22 protein-coding genes and 1 pseudogene are annotated in these 24,675 nt (G+C 69.4%); 8 read left to right on the plus strand and 15 right to left on the minus strand.

Annotated features, from left to right (window positions below; all coding sequences use genetic code 11):
• Positions 1-26 precede the first annotated feature (26 nt).
• The 5 genes from AB0H93_RS21720 to AB0H93_RS21740 all read right to left on the minus strand — a co-directional run bounded on the left by AB0H93_RS21720 (position 27) and on the right by AB0H93_RS21740 (position 4,155).
• Positions 27-266 (minus strand): hypothetical protein, encoded by a 240-nt coding sequence (locus tag AB0H93_RS21720; RefSeq protein WP_358574802.1) that lies wholly within the window; start codon positions 264-266, stop codon positions 27-29.
• Between the two features lie 6 nt (positions 267-272).
• Positions 273-1,127, minus strand: coding sequence for a tryptophan 2,3-dioxygenase family protein (locus tag AB0H93_RS21725; RefSeq protein ID WP_358574803.1), 855 nt, complete (start codon positions 1,125-1,127; stop codon positions 273-275).
• A 68-nt stretch (positions 1,128-1,195) separates the two neighbouring features.
• Entirely contained in the window at positions 1,196-2,464 is a 1,269-nt protein-coding gene (locus AB0H93_RS21730) for a multidrug effflux MFS transporter (RefSeq protein ID WP_358574805.1), read from the minus strand.
• 140 nt (positions 2,465-2,604) lie between these two features.
• Positions 2,605-3,612: a helix-turn-helix transcriptional regulator gene (locus AB0H93_RS21735; protein WP_358574807.1), complete on the minus strand. Its 1,008-nt coding sequence runs from the start codon at positions 3,610-3,612 to the stop codon at positions 2,605-2,607.
• A gap of 39 nt (positions 3,613-3,651) precedes the next feature.
• On the minus strand, positions 3,652-4,155 hold the full coding sequence (locus tag AB0H93_RS21740) for a nucleoside deaminase (protein WP_358574808.1): 504 nt from the start codon (positions 4,153-4,155) through the stop codon (positions 3,652-3,654).
• Between the two features lie 222 nt (positions 4,156-4,377).
• Between AB0H93_RS21740 and AB0H93_RS21745 the strand changes: the two genes are divergently transcribed.
• Together AB0H93_RS21745 and AB0H93_RS21750 are read left to right on the plus strand one after the other, a co-directional pair.
• Entirely contained in the window at positions 4,378-5,391 is a 1,014-nt protein-coding gene (locus AB0H93_RS21745; protein ID WP_358574810.1) for a BMP family protein, read from the plus strand.
• A 97-nt stretch (positions 5,392-5,488) separates the two neighbouring features.
• A complete protein-coding gene (locus AB0H93_RS21750) occupies positions 5,489-6,511 on the plus strand; it encodes a YncE family protein (protein ID WP_358574811.1) in 1,023 nt (340 codons plus the stop codon).
• A 79-nt stretch (positions 6,512-6,590) separates the two neighbouring features.
• On the opposite strand, the gene AB0H93_RS21755 is transcribed toward AB0H93_RS21750, so the two are convergent.
• Complete coding sequence (locus AB0H93_RS21755) at positions 6,591-7,091, minus strand: hypothetical protein (RefSeq protein ID WP_358574812.1); 501 nt, start codon at positions 7,089-7,091, stop codon at positions 6,591-6,593.
• A gap of 168 nt (positions 7,092-7,259) precedes the next feature.
• Between AB0H93_RS21755 and AB0H93_RS21760 the strand changes: the two genes are divergently transcribed.
• Positions 7,260-7,808 carry a TetR/AcrR family transcriptional regulator gene (locus tag AB0H93_RS21760; protein WP_358574813.1) on the plus strand — a complete coding sequence of 183 codons (549 nt, stop codon included), beginning with the start codon at positions 7,260-7,262 and terminating at the stop codon, positions 7,806-7,808.
• A gap of 415 nt (positions 7,809-8,223) precedes the next feature.
• On the opposite strand, the gene AB0H93_RS21765 is transcribed toward AB0H93_RS21760, so the two are convergent.
• The gene (locus AB0H93_RS21765; RefSeq protein ID WP_358574814.1) at positions 8,224-8,508 is read right to left on the minus strand and encodes a hypothetical protein; all 285 of its coding nucleotides are present in this window, start codon (positions 8,506-8,508) and stop codon (positions 8,224-8,226) included.
• A 339-nt stretch (positions 8,509-8,847) separates the two neighbouring features.
• Here AB0H93_RS21765 and AB0H93_RS21770 point away from each other — a divergent pair, with 339 nt between their 5' ends.
• A complete protein-coding gene (locus AB0H93_RS21770; protein WP_358574815.1) occupies positions 8,848-10,242 on the plus strand; it encodes a deoxyribodipyrimidine photo-lyase in 1,395 nt (464 codons plus the stop codon).
• A 319-nt stretch (positions 10,243-10,561) separates the two neighbouring features.
• Here AB0H93_RS21770 and AB0H93_RS21775 read toward each other — a convergent pair whose 3' ends face one another.
• Complete coding sequence (locus AB0H93_RS21775; protein WP_358574817.1) at positions 10,562-11,896, minus strand: alpha/beta fold hydrolase; 1,335 nt, start codon at positions 11,894-11,896, stop codon at positions 10,562-10,564.
• A 70-nt stretch (positions 11,897-11,966) separates the two neighbouring features.
• Between AB0H93_RS21775 and AB0H93_RS21780 the strand changes: the two genes are divergently transcribed.
• The gene (locus tag AB0H93_RS21780) at positions 11,967-12,590 is read left to right on the plus strand and encodes a TetR-like C-terminal domain-containing protein (RefSeq protein ID WP_358574819.1); all 624 of its coding nucleotides are present in this window, start codon (positions 11,967-11,969) and stop codon (positions 12,588-12,590) included.
• A 515-nt stretch (positions 12,591-13,105) separates the two neighbouring features.
• Here the strand turns inward: AB0H93_RS21780 and AB0H93_RS21785 are convergent.
• The 3 genes from AB0H93_RS21785 to AB0H93_RS21795 all read right to left on the minus strand — a co-directional run bounded on the left by AB0H93_RS21785 (position 13,106) and on the right by AB0H93_RS21795 (position 16,072).
• Positions 13,106-14,395, minus strand: coding sequence for an MFS transporter (locus tag AB0H93_RS21785; protein WP_358574880.1), 1,290 nt, complete (start codon positions 14,393-14,395; stop codon positions 13,106-13,108).
• Positions 14,395-15,531 carry a PLP-dependent cysteine synthase family protein gene (locus AB0H93_RS21790; RefSeq protein WP_358574821.1) on the minus strand — a complete coding sequence of 379 codons (1,137 nt, stop codon included), beginning with the start codon at positions 15,529-15,531 and terminating at the stop codon, positions 14,395-14,397. The genes AB0H93_RS21785 and AB0H93_RS21790 overlap by 1 nt, the downstream gene beginning before the upstream one ends.
• Positions 15,532-15,661: 130 nt before the next feature.
• Positions 15,662-16,072 carry a hypothetical protein gene (locus AB0H93_RS21795; protein ID WP_358574822.1) on the minus strand — a complete coding sequence of 137 codons (411 nt, stop codon included), beginning with the start codon at positions 16,070-16,072 and terminating at the stop codon, positions 15,662-15,664.
• 964 nt (positions 16,073-17,036) lie between these two features.
• Here AB0H93_RS21795 and AB0H93_RS21800 point away from each other — a divergent pair.
• From AB0H93_RS21800 to AB0H93_RS21810, 3 genes and pseudogenes are all read left to right on the plus strand, one after another.
• Positions 17,037-17,408 (plus strand): annotated as a pseudogene (locus AB0H93_RS21800) (C40 family peptidase); the annotation flags it as partial.
• 106 nt (positions 17,409-17,514) lie between these two features.
• The gene (locus AB0H93_RS21805) at positions 17,515-18,282 is read left to right on the plus strand and encodes a DUF3105 domain-containing protein (protein WP_358574823.1); all 768 of its coding nucleotides are present in this window, start codon (positions 17,515-17,517) and stop codon (positions 18,280-18,282) included.
• Positions 18,283-18,287: 5 nt separating this feature from the next.
• Positions 18,288-18,956 (plus strand): DUF305 domain-containing protein, encoded by a 669-nt coding sequence (locus tag AB0H93_RS21810; RefSeq protein ID WP_358574882.1) that lies wholly within the window; start codon positions 18,288-18,290, stop codon positions 18,954-18,956.
• Positions 18,957-19,168: 212 nt separating this feature from the next.
• Here the strand turns inward: AB0H93_RS21810 and AB0H93_RS21815 are convergent, their stop codons facing one another.
• From AB0H93_RS21815 to AB0H93_RS21830, 4 genes are all read right to left on the minus strand, one after another.
• Positions 19,169-20,710, minus strand: a complete 1,542-nt coding sequence (locus tag AB0H93_RS21815; protein ID WP_358574824.1) for an NAD(P)/FAD-dependent oxidoreductase — start codon at positions 20,708-20,710, stop codon at positions 19,169-19,171.
• A 106-nt stretch (positions 20,711-20,816) separates the two neighbouring features.
• A complete protein-coding gene (locus AB0H93_RS21820; RefSeq protein ID WP_358574825.1) occupies positions 20,817-23,138 on the minus strand; it encodes a heavy metal translocating P-type ATPase in 2,322 nt (773 codons plus the stop codon).
• 32 nt (positions 23,139-23,170) lie between these two features.
• Positions 23,171-24,121 (minus strand): hypothetical protein, encoded by a 951-nt coding sequence (locus AB0H93_RS21825; protein WP_358574826.1) that lies wholly within the window; start codon positions 24,119-24,121, stop codon positions 23,171-23,173.
• A 54-nt stretch (positions 24,122-24,175) separates the two neighbouring features.
• Positions 24,176-24,385, minus strand: a complete 210-nt coding sequence (locus AB0H93_RS21830; protein WP_358574828.1) for a cation transporter — start codon at positions 24,383-24,385, stop codon at positions 24,176-24,178.
• Positions 24,386-24,675: the final 290 nt, after the last annotated feature.

Here is a 24,675-nt window from a genome sequence, read left to right on the forward strand (position 1 = left end):
GCGTTCTTCCTCTGCTGGTGGTCGAGTCAGGACGTGGGGGACGGGTCGAGAACCTCGACCACCGAACGCACCTCCCGGAAACTACCGGGCGGGGCCCAGGGCCGGTCGCTGGGATACCCGCCCGGCGCGGTCAGGAAGGCTCCGACGGCCCGGACCTGCGGCAGCTCCGGATCGTCACCGGCCATGCGGCGCAATGCGCACCGGTCGAACCACCGGCCCCACCAGGCGGAATCGGCGATCACCCAGTCCTCGTCGTCGCTGGGCACCGTGGGTTACCGGGTGATCTCGGTGCGCACCGCGTACAGCTCGGGGAAGAAGGTCAGGTCCAGGGCGTCGCGGAGGAAGGGCACCCCGCTGGATCCGCCGGTGCCCCGCTTGAACCCGATCGTGCGCTCCACGGTCTTGAGGTGCCGGAAGCGCCAGAACTGGAAGTTCTCCTCCAGGTCCACGAGTTCCTCGCAGGCCTCGTAGGCTTCCCAGTTCTCCTCGGCCGACTCGTAGATCTGCCGGAAGACGGGCACGAGCTCGGGCGCGTAGGTGTGCGCGCGGCTGACGTCGCGCTCCAGCAGCGGCGCGGGGATCGGGTACCCGCAGCGGGAGAGGTGCCGGAGGAACTCGTCGTAGATGCTGGGGCGCCCGAGCAGCCCGGAGAGCAGGGCGTGGGCGCGCTCGTCGTGGCGGAACACCTCCAGCATCTCGGCGTTCTTGTTGCCGAGGATGAACTCCACGGCGCGGTACTGGTAGGACTGGAATCCCGATGACCTGCCGAGGAATCCGCGGAACTGCACGAACTCCGTCGGGGTCAGGGTCGCCAGCACCGACCACTGCTCGGTGAGGGTGTGCTGGATGTGCTTGACCCTGGCCAGCCCCTTGAGCGCGGGCTGCAACCGGTCGCCCGCCAGGTGCTCGCAGGCCGTCCGCAGTTCGTGCAGCACGAGCTTGAGCCACAGCTCCGCCGCCTGGTGCTGGATGATGAACAGCAGCTCGTCGTGGTGCTCGGGTTCGCTGACGGGCTGCTGGGCACCGAGCAGCTGGTCGAGGTTCAGGTACTGGCCGTAGGACATGGCGGTGCGGAAATCCCTGACCACCTCGTCCTCGATGGGACGGGTGTTCGTCGCATCGACCATCGGTTCTCCTCACGCCCCGCCCGAGCGGGCGGAGCCGACGCCGGTTCATGTCGCATCCTATACGAACGTCACGAACAGACAATAGACGTTCCGGGGCGCGACTTGTCCACTGTGGATGACTCGCCATGGTCCTGCCGCGGCCGGGCGAGCGTGATCAGCGCCAACGCGGAGGCGAGGACGAAGCCCAGCACCACGACGGCCATCGACATGGCGGTGGTGCTGCCCAGGACGCCGGGCAGGGGTGCGGCCGCGGCGGCGAGCACGAACTGGGTGCCGCCGAGCAGGCCGGAAGCGGCTCCGGGGGCGTCGCCGCCGACCGCGAGGACGATGGTCGTCGACGCGGGCAGCACCACGCCGAACCCGGAGGTCAGGCCGAACAGGCAGGCCCAGGTGGCCGGGAACGTGCTGATGCCGACGGTCAGCAACGCGACCAGCGCGATCGCGGCGGCGACCGTGACGGCCACCCCGATGACGAGCAGGGAGTTGAGCCGCACACGTCCGGCCAGCCGTCCGAACACCGCGCCGGCCACTGTGGTGCCGACGGCGTTCGTGGCGAAGACGAGGCTGTAACCGGTGGGGGACAAGCCGTAGACGCTCTGGAAGACGAAGGGCGAGCCGGTGATGTAGGCGAACAGGGCGGCCAGTCCGCACCCCATGACCAGGAGGTACCCGACGAGCTCGCGCCGCCGGAGCAGTCCGCCCATGGCGGTGAGCGCGGACCGCAGTCCGCCGGCCCGACGCCGCTCGGCGGGCAGCGACTCGGGAACCCACGCCCAGACGGCGGTCCCCAGCGCCAGCCCGGTCGCGGCCAGCGCCACGAACACCAGGCGCCACGAGCCGACGCCGAGGATGAGGCCGCCGGCGACCGGTGCCAGCACCGGTGCGGTCATCGCGATCACGCTCAGCGTCGAGAGCTTGCGGGCCGCGCTGGGGCCGGTGAACCGGTCGCTGATGACGGCCCGCCCGATGACGAGCCCCGCGCTGCCTGCGACCCCTTGCAGCAGCCGGGCGACGTCGAACACGGCGATGGTCGGGGCGAACGCGCAGACCAGGGACAACGCGGTGAACAGGCCGGAACCGGCGAGGAGCAGGCGTCGCCGCCCCGTCGCGTCGCTGACCGGGCCGAGCACGACCTGGCCGACGGCGAGCCCGACGAGGCACGCCGTAAGGGAGAGCTGGACGGCCGTTCCCGAGGTTGCGAACGAGGTGACGATCTGGGGGAAGGCGGGCGCGTACATGTCGGTGGCGAACGGCGATACCGCCGAGAGTCCACCTAGGACGATGATGAGCCGCCCCGCTCCTGCGCGCGGGGAAGTGGCTTCGATGCTGGCGTTCATCGGTCTCCATCGGAGGATGTCTGCTTCGGGGACGCGTGACGGCCGGTGCGGCCGCTACGCGTCACATCGTTGGAGCCGGAGCGGTGCCGTGGTGTGGAGCGAGGTGCCCACGCATGTGGAGCGCGGTGCTTTCCCGGGCGTCAGGAGTGCGCCTGCCTGAACCGCGCGGGGGTGATTCCCCGGTCGCGCCGGAAGGCGTAGCCGAAGTTGGTGGGCGAGGAGTAGCCGACCTCGTGCCCGATCCGGGCCACGGGCCAGTCGGTCTCGACGAGCAAAGCGGCGGCCCGGTCGAGGCAGCGGCGCCGGTGGTGCGCCAGCACCGATGTCCCGTACAGCGCGCGGAATCCGGTCGTGAGGCGCCGGACCGACATCGACGACGCGCGGGCCAGATCGGCCAGCGTCGGCGGCGCGTGACGTCGCTGCCAGAGCAGCTCGGGAACGCGGCGCAACGCGGCCACCTCGTGGTCGTCCAGGACGAGGTCCCGGGAGTCTGCGTGCGGCGGCGTGACCGCGAGCCCGTCGATCAGTGCGGCCAGCGCCGCCACGACCCGCGATTCCAGGAACAGCAGGCGTCCCGGTGACGAGCGCCGGTGCACGAAGATCTCCTCGAGCGGGCCTGCCACCGCGCGCAGAGCGGCGGACCGGCCCAGATACCGTTCGCGCGCAACTTCTTCGGGCCCCGTGGCCGGTAGGGCGTCCGCGCCACCGAGATAGGACTCCAGCCCGCTCCAGGTCCCGGTGATCGAGACCGCCCGGTATCGCTCGCCGTCGCCGTGTGCGACGGCGCCCCCGGTGGCGCACCGGGGGCTCAACGCCACCGAGCCGGTGTGCAGCTCGCCGACGCCGGCGTCGGTTTCGCTGACGCGCATGCGCCCGTCGACGCAGTGCTCCAGCTCGAAGTGGTCACCGGGGAACGCGTACCCGACCTGATGACCGCCGGTGAACGCGACGTCGTAGCGGAGGATGTGGAAACCGCTCCGCAACGACGTCACCTCGATCGTGCCGTCACCGACCTCAGGACGAAGCCGATGTCGGACGGTGCCATCGCGGCTCTCGTCGGTCTGAGCGATCGACGAGTAGTACGCCGCGCAAGTCCGGTCCAAGGCGGTGGAACCGGCCGCGCCGGAGATCAGGTGAACCCGAGCCACGAACCCACAGGTTAGTCCGCCCTTACCCGGGGACGGCTGTCAGCTGATGCCGTGCAGGCGTGCGTGCAGGTGCCGGACCTCGTCGGCCAGCTCCGGATCCGGTCCCGCCACCGGGACGTTCGGTGCGATCGCGTTGATCGGCAGCGCGGCGACCTCGCCCGCCCCGATGCCCCACTCGCGGTGCCATGCGGTCAGCTGCTCGGTGCTCGTCGCGTAGACGATGCGCCCGAGGCCGACCCATGCGTGGGCGGCGCTGCACATCGGGCAGTGCTCGCCGGAGGTGTAGACGGTGCTCTCGCGGCGCTCGGCGGGGGAGAGGTGCTCGGCTGCCCAGCGCGCGATCTCGAACTCCGGGTGCCGGGTGGCGTCGCCGTCCTTGACCCGGTTCCGGTCCTCGAAGCGGACCGCGCCCCGGGCGTCGACGAGCACGGAACCGAACGGCTCGTCCCTGTCCTCCAGTGCCTCGCGCGCGAGGTCGACGCAGCGCCGAAGATGTGCGTGGTCGTCCGCCGTGATGGTCTGAGTTCCCTCCGCTTCATCCATCGGTCCACTCTAGCACATTTTGGTATACCAACATTCCGGGGAATGCGGCCACCAAATAGTGGAACGAAATTTGTTTCGCGCGGGTTTCGGCTTTACCGAGTTCAATCTCGCAGGCTGGGACGGTCCATTCATTCCCTCTTGAATCGCGTTAGTTGGTATACCGTCCTGCTCGTTCGTGATCTAGAAGAGGCGGATGAGATGCGGGTTGTTCCGAAGGTGATCGTGAGTGCGGTGGCTGCGGCGGGGATCTTCGCGGCGGGGGCGTGCGGTGCCCCTGCCGCCTCCGACCGCAACGCTCCCGAACCAGGCCCCGCCGAAGTTCGGGTGGGGCTGCTGCTGGCCGGGCCGACCCACGACGGCGGGTTCATGGAAGCCGGCTACAACGGCGCGAAGCGGGCGGAGCAGCAGCTGGGCGCCCAGATCACGGTCGTCGACCGGGTGGCGCCGCGGCAGCCCGAACTGGAAGCGGCGATGCGGGACCTGGCCCGCGGCGGGGTCGACCTGGTCGTGGCGCAGGGCGGGCAGAACAACGCCGCCGCGAAGGTGGTGGCCGCGGAGTTCCCGCAGACGACGTTCGTGGTCACGCAGTCCGACGTCACCGGCCCCAACCTGGCGAGCTACGAGGTCCTGCAGGAGCAGTCGGCCTGGCTCGCCGGTGCCGCCGCCGGGCTGCTCACGAAGTCCGGCGTGGTCGGCCACATGTCGGGGATCCGCCCGGTTCCCGGGCTGAAGGGCCGCGCGGCCTTCGTCGACGGCGTCGCGCACACCAATCCCGCGGCAAGGGTGCTGACCAACTTCTCCGGCGACCAGGACGACATCGCGCTGGCCCGCCGCATCGCCACCGCGGAACTCGACGCGGGTGCGGACTACATCTTCACCATGCTCAACGCCGGACGCCCCGGTGTCGCCGAGGCCATCAGGGCCACCGGAAAGGGCCGCCAGTTCGGCAACGTCCGCGACTTCACCGCCGACGCCCCCGCGGTCTTCGCCGGCTCCGCCGTCGCCGACTCGGGCGAAGCGGTCTTCCGGGCCATCGACGACTTCGCCCACGGCAGACTGCACGGCGGCGAGAACGTCCGGATCGGCCTGGAATCCCCCGAAGCCGTCCGCCTCGCCCTCGCCCCCGACGTCCCCGACCACGTGCGCGCCGAACTGGACCGCCTCGGCCGGCAGATCGTCGACGGCGAGGTGGAGGTGAAAACGACCTACACCGGACCGGAGTTCCCGAATCCGTAAGCCGGATTCGGCCGATCGCACCCGCGCGCATCGGGCGTCCCGGTGATTTTTCGGCGGCTTCCGTTCCGGATTCCTGCCCGGATGTGAAGATCGGCGCATGGTGACCCGGCGTGCGGTGATCAAGGGAATCGGAAACGCCGCGGCGGTGGCCGCGGTGGCTCCTTCCGCGATTCGAGCAGCGCCGCCCGGGGGAGATGTGCTCGCCGTGGTCGAGAAGAGCGGCCATGCCGTGAGCTTCTACGACACCTCCACCGGGCGGCGGCAGGATTCGATCGCGCTGCCGCAGTATCCGCACGAACTCGCGGCGGACTGCGGACGGCGATGGGGCTACGTCGGTCACTACGGCGTCCGGATGTCCTCCGACACCGGGGAAGGCGGTGCCGCGGTCTTCGTGCTGGATCTGGCCGCGCGCAAACTGATCCGCACGGTGGATCTCCGGCCGTTCAACCGGATTCACGGTGTGGGGATGGACGCGCGGGACCGCCTGTACGCGCTGAGTGAGGCGAAGGCGACGTTGCTGGGCTTCGACGATCCGTCCACCGACCAGGAGCCGACGCGGGCGGTGCCGACCGATGGCATCAAGACGCACCTGTTCGCGATCAGCCGGGACGGCGAACGCGCCTACGTGACAGGGCTGCTCTCGCACACTGTCAGCCTGGTCCGGCCGTACGACCCGGTCGCACGACCCGTCGTGATGACACCGGGCGAGCGCCCCGAGGGACTCTGCCTCAGCCACGACGAACGCACTTTGTACGTCGGTGCGCGGCGAAGTCGAAGGTTGGTGGCGTTGGACGCGCAGCGGATGACCGTGCGCACGACGGTGTCCGTGCCAGGCGATCCGCTGCGCGTGTACGCACGTCCCGACGGTGTCGTGCTGGTGACCGATATCGCGGACAACAGCCTCACCGCGTTCACCCCGGACCTGCGACGGCTCTGGTCCCTGAAGTTGCCGGGCACGCCGTCGGCGGTGTCGTTCCACCCGAGCGCGGCATTGGCTTACGCCTCGCAGCTCGGAGACGCCGATCAGGTCAGCATCGTGGACCTGGGAAGCAGATCGATCGTCGGCGGCTTCAGCACCGGGCGCGAACCGGACTCCTCGGTGCTGCTGCCAGCCACCTGACGCTCACCGGGCCGGGCGCGGTGCCCGAGCAGTACTCGCCCGTTGCTGACCAGCACTGCTGCTACTACGCGCACCAGGGTTAACGGCCTGCGTGGAAGCGGTCCACGGCGTGCTGGAGAAGCTGAATCATCGCCGGCACGTGCGTGTGCTCGACGGCGGCCCAGCGCGTCCGCGCCTCGTCCGTCTCCTGCTGGTTGAAGTAGGCGAACACCAGGGCGCCATCAGCGCGCTGAACGACGATCTCGGGGAGCAGCCCGATGGCGGACCCCGCCCCGAGCAGCACGTGGTCCGGGGTGCGCTGCCGCACCTGCCAGCCGAGCACGTGGTCGTCGGACGGGATCGGGCCGAGTCGCACGCCGAGCGCGCCGAACCCGTTCGTCATGGCCTCCCGCATCGCCGCCGGATGGTCTTCGAGGGTCGCGCGAGCCCACTGCTCGGCGGTCCGGTCGGCCACGCCGTCGAACTCGGCGATGACGGCGTTCTGGTAGTCGATCCGGGCCAGCGTGCACAGGGCGAGCGCTCCCGGTGGTACCTCGATCTCGCGCACTGCGGCCGAAGTCTGCGTCGTGGACTCAACCATGGCTGCTCCTCCACGGGAATTCGAATCGTTGGTGGACCTCCACCGGATTCCACCATCCATTCAGTACTGTATGGATGACGCTAGTGGTGCCGGGAAGGCAGCGTCAACCCCGGAGCGGGGGCGATGCTTCACTTGACCGAGCACACGAGACCGAACAGGAGCAGGTCAATGGCGCCACCGACTCGCACCCCGCCGAGCACGTGGATCGAAGCCGGCCTGAAGGCCCTCGCGAGCGGGGGACCGGACGCGGTGCGGATCGAGCCGCTGGCGAAGGAGCTCGGCGCCACCAGGGGCAGCTTCTACTGGCACTTCAAGGACCGCGGCGCGCTCCTCGAAGCGATGCTGAACACCTGGGAACAACGCAGCATCGACGAGGTGATCGACCAGGTGGAGGCCGAGTGCGGAGACGCGAGGGACAAGGTTCGCAGAGCGGGCATGCTCACGTTCTCCGACGAGCTGGTCCCGATCGACCTGGCGGTCCGGGACTGGGCCCGGTACGACCAGGCGGTCGCCGAACGCCTCCGCCGAGTCGACAACCGCCGCATGGACTACGCCCGCGAACAGTTCCGGAAGTTCTGCACCGACGAAGACGACGTCGAAGCCCGCAGTCTGATCGCCTTCTCCCTCGCAATAGCGAAGCACCTACTGGCGGCAGACCACGGCCCCCGAACCCGAACAGAAGTCCTCCACCTGGCCTCCACCCACCTGCTCGCCTGATCACCGTGTCGAGGAAGTCCTGATCCACTCGGCCCGAACGAGTGGAAGCACGATTCAGGTCTCGTGATCAGGTACGCGCAGGTGTCGGACCTTCACCTGGCTGCACCAGGGGCGAGCGTCGACGATCTGGGACCTGTACTTCTCGACGAGATTCTCCCTGCGAAGCATGGGTGCAGTCACGAGATCGTGTTCATAGGAGGCACGCTCTCGATCTCCTGTGCCGATCTCGATGCCGGCTGGGAATAGGGTGGAGTGCCAGTTTCGCAGGGCGTGAATCGACTCTCGGCCCGCAGCAGGTGCCCTGGCGCGAACGTTCCGCGTGAGTGCGTCGGAAGGAATATGACAACGACGCGGTTGACGCTGAGGAATATGTCCGCTGGGCCGGACCGGTCTCGTTCGTGGTGGCGGCCCAGCCTCAGGCTGGGTCGTTCTGGTCCCACCAGGAGTCGGCCGTGTCGTCGGTCCACTCGGCGAGGCGCGTTCCGATGTGGCCGGGGACGTCCTCGAGCGCGTTCAGGCGCCGGCTGATCTCCGCCTGGACGACGAGCGCTTCGCGGCGGTGCCGTCGTACGAGGTCCCAGCACTGCTGTTCGAGCGCGTGGTTCATGCAGAGCTCGGCGAGCTTGACGCGACGATCGAGTTCGTCCAGGGGGCAGGAGGTCAGCGACTCGGTGTGGGATTGCAGGATGAGCTGGGACATGGTCACACACCCCGATTCGTCGGCGGATGGCTGTTTTGGTCGCGCTATCCACTGTGACGCCCGACACCTGTGCCGCGTACGGGGTGAACTACTCAGGGCACGCGCGCATTCGGCCTGAGTAGTGCGCCGGGCCGGAACATGTTGCCGGCAGGCGGCATGCGTGCGCGGTACCGGGGTCGTGAGTGCCTGTGGTCGCCACAGCAGCCATGACCACTCACGACCCGGAGGCACAGGCATTCCGCATAGAGGATGAAAACTGCTCGTAGGTTCTGAACAGTTTTATCCTGGGCTCGGCCCGTCGACGGCCTGCGGTGGGTCGACCGCTGCGAGTCAGGTCGGATGCGGAGGTACCTGGTGGGGAACGCCGGGGTTTCGATCGCTCTGTTCACTCGGGACCTTCGGGTGCACGACAATCCCGTGCTGTCCGCGGCCGCCGCCGCAGCTCGGGTGGTTCCGCTGTTCGTGCTCGACGAAGCGATCATCGGCGGCGACCACCCGTGCCCGAACCGGGCGGCGTTCCTCGCCGAGAGCCTGGCCGACCTCGATGCGGGACTTCGCGAGCGCGGAGGCCGGCTCGTCGTCCGCCGCGGTTCCGTGGTGGCGGAGGTCAGCCGGGTCGCGGAGGAAGTCGGTGCCGACGAGGTGCATGTGGCCGCCGACGTCAGCGGCTATGCCCAGCGTCGCCTCCGGGAGCTGCACCGCGCACTATCGGCCGCGGACCGTGACCTGGTGGTGCACGAGGCCGTGATCACCGCGGTTCCAGCTGGAGAGGTGACACCCCAGGGCAAGGACCACTTCGCGGTGTTCACCCCGTACTACCGCCGCTGGTCGACCGCGCCGAAACGCCGCCCGCTCGGACCACCCCAATGCTTGACGATGCCCCGCCTGAGCGCGGGGCGGTCTCCCTCGGTGGCACAGCTGTGCGCAGGTGAGACCTCGCCCGACCGGCCCGTCGGAGGGGAAAGCGCGGCGCGGCGCTTGTTCGACGAGTGGACCCGGTCGGTGCGCGACTACGCGGACGACCACGACGATCTGGCGGCGGACAACACGTCGCGGCTGTCGCCCTACCTGCACTTCGGCTGTCTGTCCCCAGTGGAACTGGTCGACCGGGTCGGCACCGGCGATCCCGGCGCCGAAGCGTTCGTGCGGCAGGTCGCCTGGCGCGATTTCCACCACCAGGTGCTGGCCGCTCGACCAGCGGCCTCGCAACACGACTACCGGTCTCGAGGCGACCGGTGGCGCCACGACGGGCGCGCGCTGGAGGCGTGGAAGCAGGGCCGCACGGGCTACCCGATCGTCGACGCCGGCATGCGCCAGCTGGCCCGCGAAGGCTGGATGCACAACCGGGCCCGGTTGATCGCCGGGAGTTTCCTCGTCAAGACGCTGTACATCGATTGGCGCTGGGGAGCCCGGCACTTCCTCGACCTGCTGGTCGATGGCGACATCGCCAACAACCAGATGAACTGGCAATGGGTCGCGGGCACCGGCACCGACACCCGCCCCAACCGCGTCCTCAACCCGTTGGCGCAGGCGAAGCGCTACGACCCGAACGGCGACTACGTGCGCCGCTACGTGCCGGAACTGCGCGGCATCGACGGCGGTGCCGTGCACCAGCCCTGGCGCCTCGATCCCGACATCCGGCGGCGGTTGGACTACCCGGAGCCGATCGTCGACCTGGACGAGGGCGCCGAGCGCTTCCGGACCGCCCGCCGACCTCCAGCAAGACGCCGATGAAACCGTCCGCGAAGCGGAGGCATCGCGCGTCGGGACGTCGAACCCGTGACCACGACCGGTACCAGCAGAGATCGCCGGCTGCCTGGCACTGCAACGCCGGACAGTCGGCGATCGACGTTCCCGAGAGTCCGGCCGGGGATCAGTCGCCGAACAGGATGCGTTTGCGGAGCAGGTCGGGCTCGGCGTGCTGCTTCGCCGGCGGCCAGCAGGGCTGACCCGACCAGCTCGCGTGGTTCTTGCCCCCTTAGGAAGCCGCTGGTGGTGGCTGGGTCAAGTGCGCGGCGGATGAGTTCGCGACCGACCGTTCACGTTGGGACGGTCACCTTTGGCCATGGAGGAATGCGGGGATGTCACTGCGGGTCGGGTAGTTCGGCAAGGGTGCTGGCTCGCTTTGCAGGAATGCGTTGACGACGGCGTAGGCTCGTTCGTCGTTGTCGTCGAGGCCGTTCCACATGTGGTGTCCGACGCCGGGCATGTACTGGGTTCGTTCGATGGCGGGATCGTTGGCCAGAATGGTGGTCGCCCATTGACGAATCTGCGAAGAGCACTCGGCGATCATCAGCATTGCGGGGATGTCGGAGCGCCCCAGTTGCGCAGCAATCGAGGATGAGTCCCTGATCGTTTGCTGGAACTGCAGGCTCGGGGCGGGGCTGAAGGAGAAGTTCTCGGCCGTGTCCTCGGTGGGGATGCGGTCAGCGTCCTGTGCGCAGTAAGCGGATGCGGTGTCGCTGCCGAGGTCGGCGGCTGTGAAGGCGTTGTCGCCTTCGGCCTGTCCGAGCAGCCCGGTATCGGGCGAGAGGAGCCCAAGTCGCATGAGGCCGAGGGCGACGGCATACCTGGGGACATTCGTGGAACGTGGGCCGGTCGGGGCCGGAGCGATGCCGCGCGCGGTCGGCCGTCCTTGTTGCCCGGCGATCTGCGCTGTGGGGCCGTCCATCGGGCCAGGCTCGGCGATGATCGCTTTGTGCACGCGGGCGGCGACGTCCGGCTCGGCCAGGGCCCGGGTGAGTATGCCCCCTCCTGCGGAGAATCCGAGGACGTCGACCCGGCCCTTGTCCAGGTGGTCGATGAATGCTTCGAGGTCGCGGACCGATCTGGAGGGGTTGTACTGATCCATGGGAAGCAGCTCGCTTCGTCCACCGCCGGCTTGCTCGTAGGCGTAGATGTCGTAGCCCTGTCGTGCCAAGAGCTGCAGGAAACGGTGATCGAGCACCGAGATGCTGCGGACGGGTCCGCCGTGGAGGTACACGAGGGGTGTTGCGCGGCGGAGACTGCCCGGGGCGGGCGGGTAGTGGTATACCGCGACCCGGCTTCCCGTGGCCAGACTCCACTTCTGCGTCGCCACGAACGGCAGGTCGGCTGGGAATCGCCGGTCGGTTGGCACGCTCGGGATGCAGACCGACGCCGTCAGCGCTACCGCGATGACCACCGGTAGGAGCGGCACGAGTTTGCGCGGCCCCGCACGGCGGCGGCCCCGCCATATCGCGACGGCGGCCCCGACTCCGAGGGTCGTCAGCCATGCCGCGAGCCCCGATCCCGCACCATCCGTCAGGACGAGCAGCGCCAGGAACAGGCCGACCAGCCCCACGACGGCGCCCAAGGCCAGTACCAGGCGACCGGTGGAGCGGGCAAGACGGATGAGGATTTTTGGCATCACGAGTCCCTGCGAGAGTTTCAAAACTAAGTTTCAAAACGACGTTAGCACGCGAGCTAGACTGGTCACCGTGGGTAGGCCGAGAACGAACGACGACACCGTGAGAGAGCGTCTTGTCGAGGCAGCCACCAAGCTGTTCGCAACCCGTCCACGTGAGTCGATCACTGTCCGCGCCCTGGCTGCCGCCGCCGGAACCGCGACAGCGGCGGTGTACACGCTGTTCGGCAGCAAAGACGCACTGATCAACGAGGTGCGCAACAGAGCGGTCGCAGGGCTGTTCCACGACCTGGCGGCAGTGCCGACCTCCGACGACCCCCTCGCCGACCTCTACGCTCTCGCCATCACATACCGGCGATGGGGACGCGAGCACACCCACCTCTACATGGTGTTGTTCGGTGGCGTGCAGACCTTCGACCCGTCGGGCGCGGTCGGAACCGGCGACCCCGTCCGACCCCTCCTGCACGCTATCGATCGCGCCTTGGCGGCGTCCGTGTTCACTGGCGACGCAACATCTATCGCGCTCTCGTTCTGGGTGACCCTGCACGGACTTGTGACCCTCGAACTGGCGGGGGCGCTCGACACCGCCACAGCCGAGAGCGCATTCCGATCGACAATCCCCGCAACGCTCCGCGGCTGGACGATCCCGGCGGCGGACCGCGCGCTCCAGCACAGCGAAATCACCCAGGCACGGTGACGCCCTGACGACTCGGCGAGCCGCGCCGATCAGAACCGGCTCATGTGCCACCTGTTGCGTCTTGACGCGGTGCAACGCTCGCCGCCTGCCCCAGTCGGGTTTGGCTGGCGGCTGGTTCTGCGTCCGTCATTCGTAGCGGTGCGCCCGACTCGACAGGCTTTCGCAGGCAGGACACGCCACGCGCCCGGTGAGCGTGCTCGCCTTGTTCCACTTTGGAGAGCGATACCTCTTCTCGGGTGATAGCCGAACAGGATCAGCAGCGGATCCGACAAGTCCGAAGTGGACTTGACGGCCAGCAAACCTGTTGCTCGGAAGGGAAATCCGCCGCGCCCGATCTCTGTCCGCGGTCGACCGGGCGGAGCGTACTGCTGGACGCCCGGCGATCTTCCGGTGCGCAGGAGCGACCAGTTCGGGCGTGACGCCGAGCGACCGTCCTGATGTGGGAGGCCGCCGGAGCCAGGACGTCTCCAGCGGCCCCCCGGAACACCGATCGACCAGTAGGTGGTGTTGCCCGGTCAGCTCTGCGCGGGTTGCGGGACCGCGCTCAGGCGGCTGGTCCGTTCGAGAGTGCTGATTCCGGCGGCGCAACACAGGCCGATGACCGCCATGCCCAGCCAGGGCAGCATCGCGAACCCGGACGATCGGGCGATGTCCAGCGCGCTGCCGGTCAGGAGATTGCCGGCCATGATGCCCACGCCGCAGACCGTGTTGTAGAGCCCGTAGTAGGTCGCGACGAGCCGGTTGCCCGCCAGCGTCACGATCGTCTCCATCTCGAAGGGGAACACGATGACCTGGCCCAGCGCGAGGAGTGCCGCCGACAGCAGCAGCGGGACCGCTCGAACGGCGACTTCGGCCGGAGAGAGGCTCCCGGCTGCGCTGGGCGTGCTCGCGGTGATCAATGGCGGGAGGAACGCCGCGCTCATCAACACCAGGCCGACGGTGAGGCATCGGCCGGGTTCCCATCGCCGCTTGCACCACGCGGTGATCCGCACTTGACCGGCGATCGCCAGCATTCCCGACACCGCGAAGAGCGCTGCCACGGTTGCCGTTCCGGGCAGGCCCTCCCCCGCCAGCCGGCGCGCCTCCAGGGGCAGTGCCAGGTAGACCTGGAACGTCAGCACGTAGCTGCCGATCATCGCGACGGAGAACATGACGAACGGCCCGTTGGCGAATGCCGTTCGCCAGTCCGAGAGGACTGACGGACTGGGGCCCGCAGGCGAGTCCGCCCGCTGCGCCTTGCGTTGTGGCAGAGCACGGGCTTGCAGGATCGTCAGGGCCGCGAAGACGGCTGCGGCGACGAAGCACGTGAGCTGGAACGCCACGCCGGTCAACACCATCCCCACCAGCGGGCCCAGCAGGATGCCGGCCTGGTAGAAGACGTTGAACAGCGCGAACGCCTCTACTCGTCGGTCACCGGCATCGTGCGAGAGGTAGGCGCGCACGGCCGGGTTGAACAAGGCCCCGGCGAAGCCGGTCGCAGCCGAGGCGAGCACCAGCGCCGGAACCGAGTCCACGACGCCCAGCAGTGCGAATCCCGCCGTCCGCAGCAGGCATCCGGCGAGGATGAGCGGCTTGTAGCCCAAGCGGTCGGCGAGGGTGCCGCCGATCAGGAACATGCCTTGCTGCGAGAAGTTGCGGACCCCGAGGATGAGCCCCACCAGCCAGGTCGCCAGGCCCAGCCCGTCGGACAGGTGCGCGGCCAGGTAGGGGATGAGCATGTAGAAGCCGAGGTTGATGGTGAACTGGTTGATGACGAGCAGCTGAACCGGTCGGCTGAAGGACCGGAACTGGCGGAGCGTCCGGATCACAGCCCACCTCCGGCAGGTGCGGCCTCGGTCGGGTTCGACACGTGCTCGCACCGCGTCCACCGGGTCACTTCGCGTTGCCCGGGGTGCTCGATCAAGTCCGGATCTTCGGGCGGAGTCGTCCCCAGAAGACCGTGTCGAGCGCAGTACTCATCGCTGTACACGGTGTCGAAGTATCGCTGTGGCCCATCCGGGAAGACCGCCGCGATGCGGGTGTCCGGTCCTGCCGTGCGTGCTGTCCAGCCGGCGACGAGCGCAACCGCGCCGACGCTCCAGCCGCCGCTGGCGTAGGTGGCGGCCGCCAGTTCTCGCGCCGACCACACGGCTTCGCTCGGGCCGACCCAGTGCGCCTCGTCGAACGAGTCGTAGTCGATGTTCCGCGGGTAGATGCTCGAACCGAGGCCGCGCATGAGGCGCTGGCGCGCAGGTTGCCCGAAGATCGTCGAGCCGATGGTGTCGACGCCCACCAGGCGCAGCTCGGGGAAGAACGTTCGCAACACCCTGCTGACACCCGCCGAATGACCACCGGTTCCGACGGAGCACACCAGGACGTCGAGCCTGCGGAGCTGGGTCACCAGTTCCAACGCCAGCGACGCGTATCCGTCCACGTTGTCGGGATTGTTGTACTGGTCTGGGCAGAACGAGCCGGGATTCTCCGCGAGGAGCTCGGTCACGCGCTCGCGGCGCGCCTGCTGCCATCCGCCGGTGGCGTGCGGTTCGTCCACCACATCGACGCGGGCCCCGTAGGCCCGCAGCATCCGATGCATGATCGGCTCCATGCCCGGATCGGTCACCAGGGTGACCGGGTGCTGGTACCTGATGCCGGCCAACGCCAGGCCCAGTCCCAGGGTGCCGCTGGTCGACTCGACGATCGCGCCGCCGGGCGCCAGCTCACCGCGTTGGCGGGCCCGTTCCACCATGTGCAGTGCGGGCCGGTCTTTCATGCCGCCCGGGTTGTGGCATTCCAGTTTCGCCCAGAAACCGCAGCCCGCTGGGTTGAACGGCCGGTCGATCCACAGCACCGGGGTGTTCCCGACCGTCGTGTCGATGGTGTTCGAAGTGGCGGGAGCAGCGGAATTCCTCGCCAGCTGGGCGAGAGCGGCATCGGTTCGCGCGGGTGGGAGAAGGGTATCCATTCGTGTTCCTCGGATCGCTGCGCGTTCAGGCGCAGGGCAGGAAGGCGTGCCGGTCCGGCGTGACCAGGAGGACCTCGGTCGCGCTGGGAAAGGCACGGTGATCGTGATCAGCGTGGGAAGCGAACGCTGATCACGTTCGTGAGGTGCACGAGGAGGCGAGGATCTGACGCCCGCTCGGCGGTAGTGCCGGGTGCGAGGAGCTCGCGAGCGAAATCCACCCGTGGTCGCTGCGGGGGAAGGGCGGCCACGCCTCCGGTTCCGGCGCGGCCGTGTCCAGGAACGGCGAGATGTCCCGTGCTGAAAGCCCGCAATGCGAGTCGATCGGGCCGTGCCGCGTGGTGTCGTCGTCGCCTGGGTGCTGGCTGTTGTCGCACTCCTGGCTGGGGAGGTTCGAAGCGTTGGCGCCCGCATGGACGGCGGCGGAGTGCGCTGGGTCGAGTCCGATCACCACATGCGTGGCGAGGAACGCCGTCAACACGAGAAGCGCGATGCACGACCAAGCCCCGCCGATGTGGCGGACGGTGAACGACTGAGCTCGCACAGTGACGACTGTAGCGCGTGCTGCCGGTCACTGCTCGGCGGGGTTGGCATTGGTGGCGGCACGTCGATGACGTGTTCTTTCTTGTGCGGCAACGCTATCCGATGGCTGGCGTCCTGTGTCGATAGTGGATGCCGGAGCCTGGGCTGCGGCACTCTGGATTTTCTACTAGGCGAGCTAGTAGATTGGGTACTAACGTGAATAGTAGGCAAGTGTTCGATCGTCGAGCAGGTTCCGCTCCCGGGTTGCGGGGAGCCCACATCGACGACTCGAGTGCAGGCTCTCCGGCGGCTGGGGCCATGTGCCCGACCGGCCGCCGGCGGGAGCCCGTAGAGACGAAGGAGAGCGGTCCAGCGTGGCTTTGCGCCAGTTGAAGCGTTCGATGCGGAGCGCGATCTCGGCCTCCGCGGTGGCCGTGGCGGCAGTGTCGGTGGCCTTGCCCGCAGTTGCGCAGCCGTCGGATCCGGCAAGCGGTTCCGCCGAGATGAGGCGCTACAAGCAGCTGAGCGAGGACGCGAGCAAGGCGAACGAGGACGTTCTCGTCGCTCAGGACGAACTTGACAGGAAGCAGGCCGAACTCGACGCCGCGAAGGCGCAAGTGACTGCGGCCAGGAGCGTTGAGCAGCAGAGCCGGGCGGACGAAGCGCGCCTGCGGGGCCGGGTCGACGAGCTCGCGGGTGCGGCATATCGCGGTTCGCGGCTCAACGGGCTATCGGCCTTGCTCGCCAGCGAGAATCCCGACGCGTTCCTCGACCGTGCCACAGCTCTCGAGGTGATGGCCGCGGACAACAACGAAGTCCTGGGCGGGTACGCCCGCGCCTCCGCGAGCGCCACGGAGGCTCGCGGCACGGCCGAGTCGGCCGAGCGACGTGCGCAGGAGGCCGCCGATACGGCGGCCAGGCTCCTGGAGGACGTGCGAAAGCGCAAGCAGGACCTGGACGAGCAGGTCGGCGACCTGCGCAAGGCGATGAACGCGTTGAGCTCCGAGGAAAGGGCCGGCCTGAAGGGGCCGGTCGACACCGGCAGCTACCTCGGGCCGCCCGGTGCGGCGAACACCGCCCTGCAGGCGGCCTTGTCCAAGCGGGGTTCCGAGTACGTTTGGGGTTCCAAGGGGCCCGGTACGTTCGACTGCTCCGGCCTGACCTATTGGGCGTACAAGCAGGCCGGGATCACGATTCCGGGCAACAGCCGGGCCCAGTGGGGTGTGGGGCGGCCGGTGTCGAAGGACCAGCTGCAGCCGGGAGACCTGATCTTCTTCGACGACGGCAGCGGCAACCCCTCGGCCATTCACCACGTCGGCATGTACGTCGGGGGCGGGAAGATGATCGACGCCCCCACCGAAGGCCAGCTGGCGGCGGAATGGGGCGCTCGGCGCGATGTCGCCCCGTTCCCGGGTGCAGTTCCACCATCGAAATTGGTAAATCACGGACTCGGGACGGTCGAGAATGGTGAGCGGGAAGCAGGCCAGGAAGAACGGCGTCGCTGCGGTGCGGGGCAGATCCGTATCCTGGGCCGTGGTCGCGGCGGTGGCGGTCGTCGTCGCCTTCGCCGGATCCATCTTCGGGTACGTCTACCTGCAGTACTCGGCCAAGGCGGAGCGCGAAGCCGCGGTCGCCGAGTGGACGCCATCGGAGGCGAACCGGGATCCGGCGCGGAAGATTCCCGGTGTCGTGGTCCAGGACTACGAGGCGGGGAAGCACGTGACGCCGGCTCAGCGCGTCGACTACGACGCCAGCCCGCCTTTCGGCGGTCCGCACGACGGGGCCTGGGCGTCGTGCAACGGCGTGGTCTACGAAAGTCCGGTTCGGACGGAGAACTTCATCCACTCCCTCGAGCACGGTGCCGTGTGGATCACCTACGACCCGGAACTCGTTGCTGACGCTGGTGTTGCGGCGCTCCGGGAGAAGGTCCAAGGGCAGCAGTACCTGACGATGTCGCCGTACCCGGGGCTGGACAAGCCGATCTCGCTGCAGTCGTGGGGACGTCAGCTCAAGGTCGAGCGCGCCGACGACCCGCGGGTCGACCAGTTCATCCGGGCCACCCGCACCAACCAGTACACCCACCCCGAGGTCGGGGCGTCCTGCGACGCTCTCGGCGCCGGCCAGTTCGACCCCGACGCGCCGCCGCCCTTCGACCCGAATCCGCCGGGCCCCGACGCCGTGCCCATGGCGGCCGGCAACGGGACCGGTGCGAGGCAAGGGAACTGGATGTGAGCGAGATGACCGGGGAACGCGGCGTATCCCGTCCGTTGAAGTTCGTCCTCGCCGCAGGCGTCCTGCTGGCGGTCGGTCTGCTGATCGCCGCAGGGGTGTTCTTCGTCGCGACCCCGGATCGCGTGGCGGCCAAGGCCGCCGACTCGGTGGACGTGGGCTTCGCGCAGGACATGAGCGCGCACCACCTCCAGGGTGTCCAGATGGCGAACATCGCGCGCGAACGCAGCGGGGATCCGGCGATCAGGCAGTTGGCCTTCGACGTCGAGACGTCGCAGTTGGAGCAGGCCGGGCGCATGAAGGGCTGGCTCGGCCTGTGGAACCAGCCGGAACTGCCCCTCGGCGGGTACATGACCTGGATGCGTCAGATGCCGTCGCACGGCCAACACGGACAGGGAGCCCAGGCGGCAGCGGTGATGCCGGGGATGGCTTCTGCGGAGGAGCTGGCGAAGCTGCGCGGTTCGGCGGGAACCGAGTTCGACACGTTCTTCCTCCAGCTCATGGTGCGGCACCACCAGGGCGGAGCCCCGATGATGAGCGAGGCGGCGGAGCGCGCGGAGCAACCCCAGGTGCGCAACCTCGCTCAGCAGATGCTGAACGCGCAGAGCACCGAAATCGAAGTCATGAACCAGATGCTCGCCGAGCGCGGTGCGAAGCCGCTCCCGGCGCCCAACTGACCGGCGTGCTCGGGCAAGCGGCCAATGGTGTGCTGCTCCGTCAAACACCGCTTCGTGCCAACGGGTTTCGTCCACGTCGGACGTCGGAGGTCACTTCTTGCAGGTAGACCACCGTTCGTCGGGCTCGCTCGCGTGCTCGGCCTCGATGTCGCGGCGTTCGAAGCCGCCATCGAGCGCGCCGAGGTGACCGGCCGGTGGACGCGCGGGCGCGGTCAGCCCCGGTACGTCTCCAGCAGCCGGAGCCACACCTCGCTGATCGTCGGATACGACGGCACGGCGTGCCACAGGCGGCTGACCGGGACCTGCCCGGCGATGGCGATGGTGGCCGAGTGGACGAGTTCGCCGACGCCGGGCCCGACGAAGGTGACGCCGAGGAGCGTCTCGCTGTCGAGATCGACGACCATGCGGGCCCGGCCCCGGTAGCCGTCGGCGTACAAGCCTGCCCCGGCGACCGAGGAGAACTCGACGTCGACAGCACGGGCGCGGTGTCCGGCCTGCTGGGCCTCGGCGAAGGTGAGGCCGGCGGCCGCGGCCTCCGGGTCGGTGAAGACGACCTGCGGGACGGCGGCGTGGTCGGCGGTCGCGGCGTGCGCGCCCCAGGGGCCCGGTTCGAGCAGGGGCGTGCCCTGGGCTCGGGCGGCGATGGCGGCGCCCGCGATCCGGGCCTGGTACTTGCCCTGGTGGGTGAGGAGCGCACGGTGGTTGACGTCGCCGACGGCGTAGAGCCAGTCGGTGCCGGTGACGAGGAGGCTGTCGTCCACGGACAGCCAGGATCCTGGCTCCACGCCTACCGTTTCCAGGCCGATGTCGTCGGTGCGCGGTGCGCGTCCGGTGGCGAAGAGGATTTCGTCGGCCTCGAAGTGGTCGCCGGTGTCGGTGGTCACGACGACCGTGCCGTTCTCGCGCGCCACGGAGGCGACGGAGGTGCCGGTGCGAATCTCCGCGCCTGCCTCGGAAAGTGCCTCGGCGACGAGCTCGCCGGCGAAGGATTCCATGCGGGGTAGCAGGCCCTTGCCGCGCACCAGGACGGTGACCTGCGAGCCGAGCGCTTGCCAGGCCGTGGCCAGCTCGGTGGCGACCACGCCGCCGCCGACCACGACCAGGCGGCCGGGAACGGTTCGGGAGCTCGTGGCTTCGCGGCTGGTCCAGGGGCGTACGTCGGCGAGCCCGGGCAGGTCGGGCAGCTGGGCTCGGCTGCCGGTGCAGACGGCGACGGCGTGCCGGGCGGTGAGGATGTGCTGCTCGCCGTCCGGACCGGTCACGGTCACCGCGCGGGGTCCGGAGAGGCGGCCGTGGCCGCGGTAGATGTCGGCGCCGATGTTCTCCAGCCACCCGACCTGGCCGTCGTCCTTCCAGTGGGAGGTGTAGTGGTCCCGGTGGGCGAGGACCGCGGCCGCGTCGAGATCGCCGCGGACCAGTTGGCGCAGTCCGGGCACCCGGCGGGCATCGGCCCGGGCGATGGCCGGGCGCAGCAGTGCCTTGCTGGGCATGCAGGCCCAGTACGAGCATTCGCCGCCGATCAGCTCGCTCTCGACGATCGCGGTGGAGAGACCGGCCGCTCGGGTGCGGTCGGCGACGTTCTCGCCCACGGGCCCGGCTCCGAGCACCACGACGTCGTACTCGGTGGAATCCGCCTTCGCCGGGGCGCCGGCCTGGTGAGTGGCGACGGTGCTGCTCATAGGTGATTCCTTCTTCCGGTCGTGGCGGACGAGGACGAGACGTCCCTTGGCGTACGGCGCCTCACGAGCCAGCATTCCAGGCTCCGCGCAAGGCACTGCCGGCGGCTTTGACGTGTCCGTCGGGCCGGAAAAGCTGAACGGGCCACCACGTCCTGCGTGGTGGCCTGTTCAGCTCGGGCGGTCAGTCGCGCCCGGTCACCGGTTCCCGCCGGTCGATGACCGGGGCGAGGTCGGCCGGATCTCCCGCGGTGCTGCGGAAGCCGCGCAGCCGCAGGCTGTTGCTGACCACGAACACCGAGCTGAACGCCATCGCCGCCCCGGCGATCATCGGGTTCAGCAGTCCCGCTGCGGCCAGCGGGAGGGCGGCCACGTTGTAGGCGAAGGCCCAGAACAGGTTGCCCTTGATGGTGCGCAGGGTGCGGCGGGACAACCGGATGGCGTCGACGGCGGCGCGGAGGTCGCCGCGGACCAGCGTCAGGTCGCTGGCCTCGATGGCGACGTCGGTGCCGGTGCCCATGGCCAGGCCGAGGTCGGCCTTGGCCAGGGCCGCGGCGTCGTTGACGCCGTCGCCGACCATCGCCACGACCTTGCCCTCGCCCTGCAGGCGCGTGACCACGTCGACCTTGTCCTTAGGCAGCACCTCGGCGATGACCTCGTCGATGCCGACCTGCTCGGCCACGGACTTGGCGACGGCCTCGTTGTCGCCGGTGAGCAGCACCGGCGTCAGGCCGAGCTCCCGCAGCTGCGCGATGGCCTGCGCCGAGGTGGGCTTGACCGTGTCGGCGACGACCAGCACCGCCCGGGCCTGCCCGTCCCAGGCGACCGCCACCGCGGTGCGGCCTTCTGCTTCCGCAGCGGCCTTCGCCGCGGCGAGCTCCGCGGTCAGCGGCTGGCTCCACTCCGCCAGCAGCGCCGAGCGGCCGACCAGCACCGCGTGCCCGTCGACGATGCCCTGCACGCCCAGGCCTTCCACGTTGGTGAAGTCCTCCACCGCGGGCAGCTCGCCCACCGTCCGCTCCGCGCCGCGTGCGATGGCGCGGGCGATGGGGTGTTCGGAGGCGTTCTCCAGCGCCCCGGCGATCCGCAGGACCTCGTCGCGGTCGGTGCCGGTGGTGAGGTGGACGTCGATCAGTTCCATCTGGCCGGTGGTGACGGTGCCGGTCTTGTCCAGGACGACGGTGTCGATGCGCCGGGTGGATTCCAGCACTTCCGGGCCCTTGATCAGGATGCCGAGCTGCGCGCCGCGGCCGGTGCCGACCAGCAGCGCGGTCGGGGTGGCCAGGCCAAGGGCGCACGGGCAGGCGATGATCAGCACCGCGACGGCGGCGGTGAACGCTGCCGCCAGTCCGGTGCCCGAGCCCAGCCAGAACGCCAGCGTTCCCACCGACAGCGCGATCACGATCGGCACGAACACCGCCGAGATCCGGTCCGCGAGCCGCTGCACGGCGGCCTTGCCGGTCTGCGCGTCCTCGACCAGCTTGGCCATCTGGGCGAGCTGGGTGTCCGAACCGACCCGGGTCGCCCGCACCACCAGCCGACCGCCGGCGTTGACGGTGGCACCGACGACGTTATCGCCGGGACCGACCTCGACAGGGACGGATTCGCCGGTGAGCATGCTGGCGTCGACCGCCGAGTTGCCCTCTTCGATCACACCGTCGGTGGCGATCTTCTCGCCGGGCCGGACGACGAACCGGTCCCCGACGGCGAGTTCGCCGGTGGGGATGCGGACTTCGCGGCCGTCGCGGAGCACCGCGACGTCCTTCGCACCGAGCTCCAGCAACGCCCGCAACGCCGCACCTGCGCGCCGCTTCGACCGCGCCTCGAAGTAGCGCCCGGCCAGGATGAACGTCGTCACCCCCGCTGCGACCTCCAGGTAGATCGAGCCCGCACCATCGGTGCGCTGGATGGTCAGCTCGAAGGGGTGCGTCATGCCGGGCGTGCCCGCGGTGCCGAACAGCAGCGCGTACAGGGACCACAGGAACGCCGCGATGGTGCCCATGGAGACCAGGGTGTCCATCGTGGCCGCGCCGTGGCGCAGGTTCGTCCACGCCGCCTTGTGGAACGGCCAGGCGCCCCACACCAGCACCGGTGCGGCCAGCGTCAGCGAGATCCACTGCCAGTAGGTGAACTGCAGGGCCGGGACCATCGCCAACGCGATCACGGGCACGGACAGCACGACCGATGTGATCAGCCGCTGCCGCAGGGTCCGGGTCGAGTCCGCTTCCTCGTCGTCCCGCTCGGTCGCCGGGCCGCTGTCCTGTTCGGTCCTGGGCAGGGTCGCGCCGTACCCTGCGGCCTCGACCTCCGCGATGAGCTGTTGCGGGTCGATGCCTTCCGGGACGCTGACCTTCGCCTTCTCGGTGGCGTAGTTGACGGTCGCCGCGACGCCGTCGAGCTTGTTCAGCTTGCGCTCGATGCGCGCCGCGCAAGAGGCGCACGTCATGCCGGAGATCGAAAGTTCGAGTTCGTTGGTGACTTGCGGGGGTCGTTCCGTGGCGGTCATGCCGTTCTCTCCTTGCTGCTCGAGCTCTTCGGTCAGCCGTCGTGGCTGGCGTGGCCGTCACCGCGCTGGGTTTCCGGGGTGGTGTCGCCCGCGGCGTCCACGGTGAACTCCGCGGTGCGCACGACGCCGTTGTGCTGGAAGTCCAGGAACAGCCGGTAGGTACCGGCGGTGGGTACTTCCGCGACGAAGTCGATCTCCGGGCCGGGTGCCGTCCTGCCGTCGCCGGGCGCTCCCTCGGGGTGCACGTGCAGGTAGGCCAGGTCGCCTTCGCGCAGTGCCACCAGGTGTCCGTAGGCGGACAGGTACGGCTGCAGGTCGGTGACGGGCCGGCCGTCCTTGGCGACCGCGAGCCGGACGGGGGAGGCCTGGCCGGGGACGAGCTCACCGGCCAGCTGGACCCGGTAGCCGTCGACCTCTGCGACCCGGGAAGGAGCGAAGTCGCGCGGTTCGAAGGACCCGCCGGCGGCGATGTCGGTGCCGAGGGTGGCCGGAGCGGCGCCGGTCGGGGTGAAGTCGGCGAAGACCCGGTAGCTGCCGGCTTCGGGCAGGTTCAGCGGGACGGTCCAGGTGCCGTCCGCGGCCATCTCCGGGTGCAGGTGCTGGAATCCCGCGGTGTCGCGGCGCACCACGATGAGGTGCATCCGCTTGTCGTGCTCGACGTCGAACCCGGTGACCGCGTTGCCGTCCGGGCCGAGGATGCGGAAGGAGAAGGGCTCGGTGGTGCCGGTGTCCTGCGTCGTGTCGGTGGGCGCGAGGGTGTAGCCGCCCCTGGACGACGTCAGTCCGCTGGGCAGGGCGGTCTCCGCGACGGTGCCGCTGTGGGTGTCCCCGTGCCCGGCGACCTCACCGCCGGGCATGTCGCCGTGACCGCTCGGGGCGGACATGGCGGTGAAGGGACCGACGGCGGTACCGGTCGCCCAGGCGCCACCGGCGACCAGGGCGAGCGCCGCACCGTAGGCGGAGAGCTTGCCTGCTGTGTTCATGATTCCTCGCTGTGCTGGGCTGGGCCGGGAGCCCGGCCCGATCGGGGGTGGAGGTCAGCTGGGGGCCAGCTCGTAGCCGGCCTCTTCGACGGCGGCCCGCAGATCGGCGTCGCTGATCGCGTCGGCGCTGGTCACGGTGACGGAGCCGGTGGGCAGGTCGACGGCCACGTCGGAGACGCCGCGGATCTTGCCGACCTCCTCGGTCACCGACTGCACGCAGTGCCCGCAGGTCATGCCGACGACGGTGTAGGTGGATTCGGCCATCAGGAGCTCCTCGGTGTCATGTCGTTCGGTTCGTCGCCGCTCCTACCCCTAGGGGGTATCTGTATCGGCGACATCAGATTTATACCCCCATGGGGTATGTAGGTCAAGCCCGCGGGGGCTGCCCGATCGGACGGGCTGCTCGCCGGTCGATCCGGTGGAGAGGCTGGTGCAGTATCTACTAAGGTTCGTAGTAGTTACCGTTCGGACGGGCTCGGTCGGACGCCGTTGCCTCGGCCCGACGTTGACGGGGGTGTGGGGCGAGTTGATCTCGGTTGCGCGGTCCGATCGTC

This window comes from Saccharopolyspora sp. NPDC050642 (genome assembly GCF_040654735.1).
Classification (GTDB): domain Bacteria; phylum Actinomycetota; class Actinomycetes; order Mycobacteriales; family Pseudonocardiaceae; genus Saccharopolyspora; species Saccharopolyspora elongata.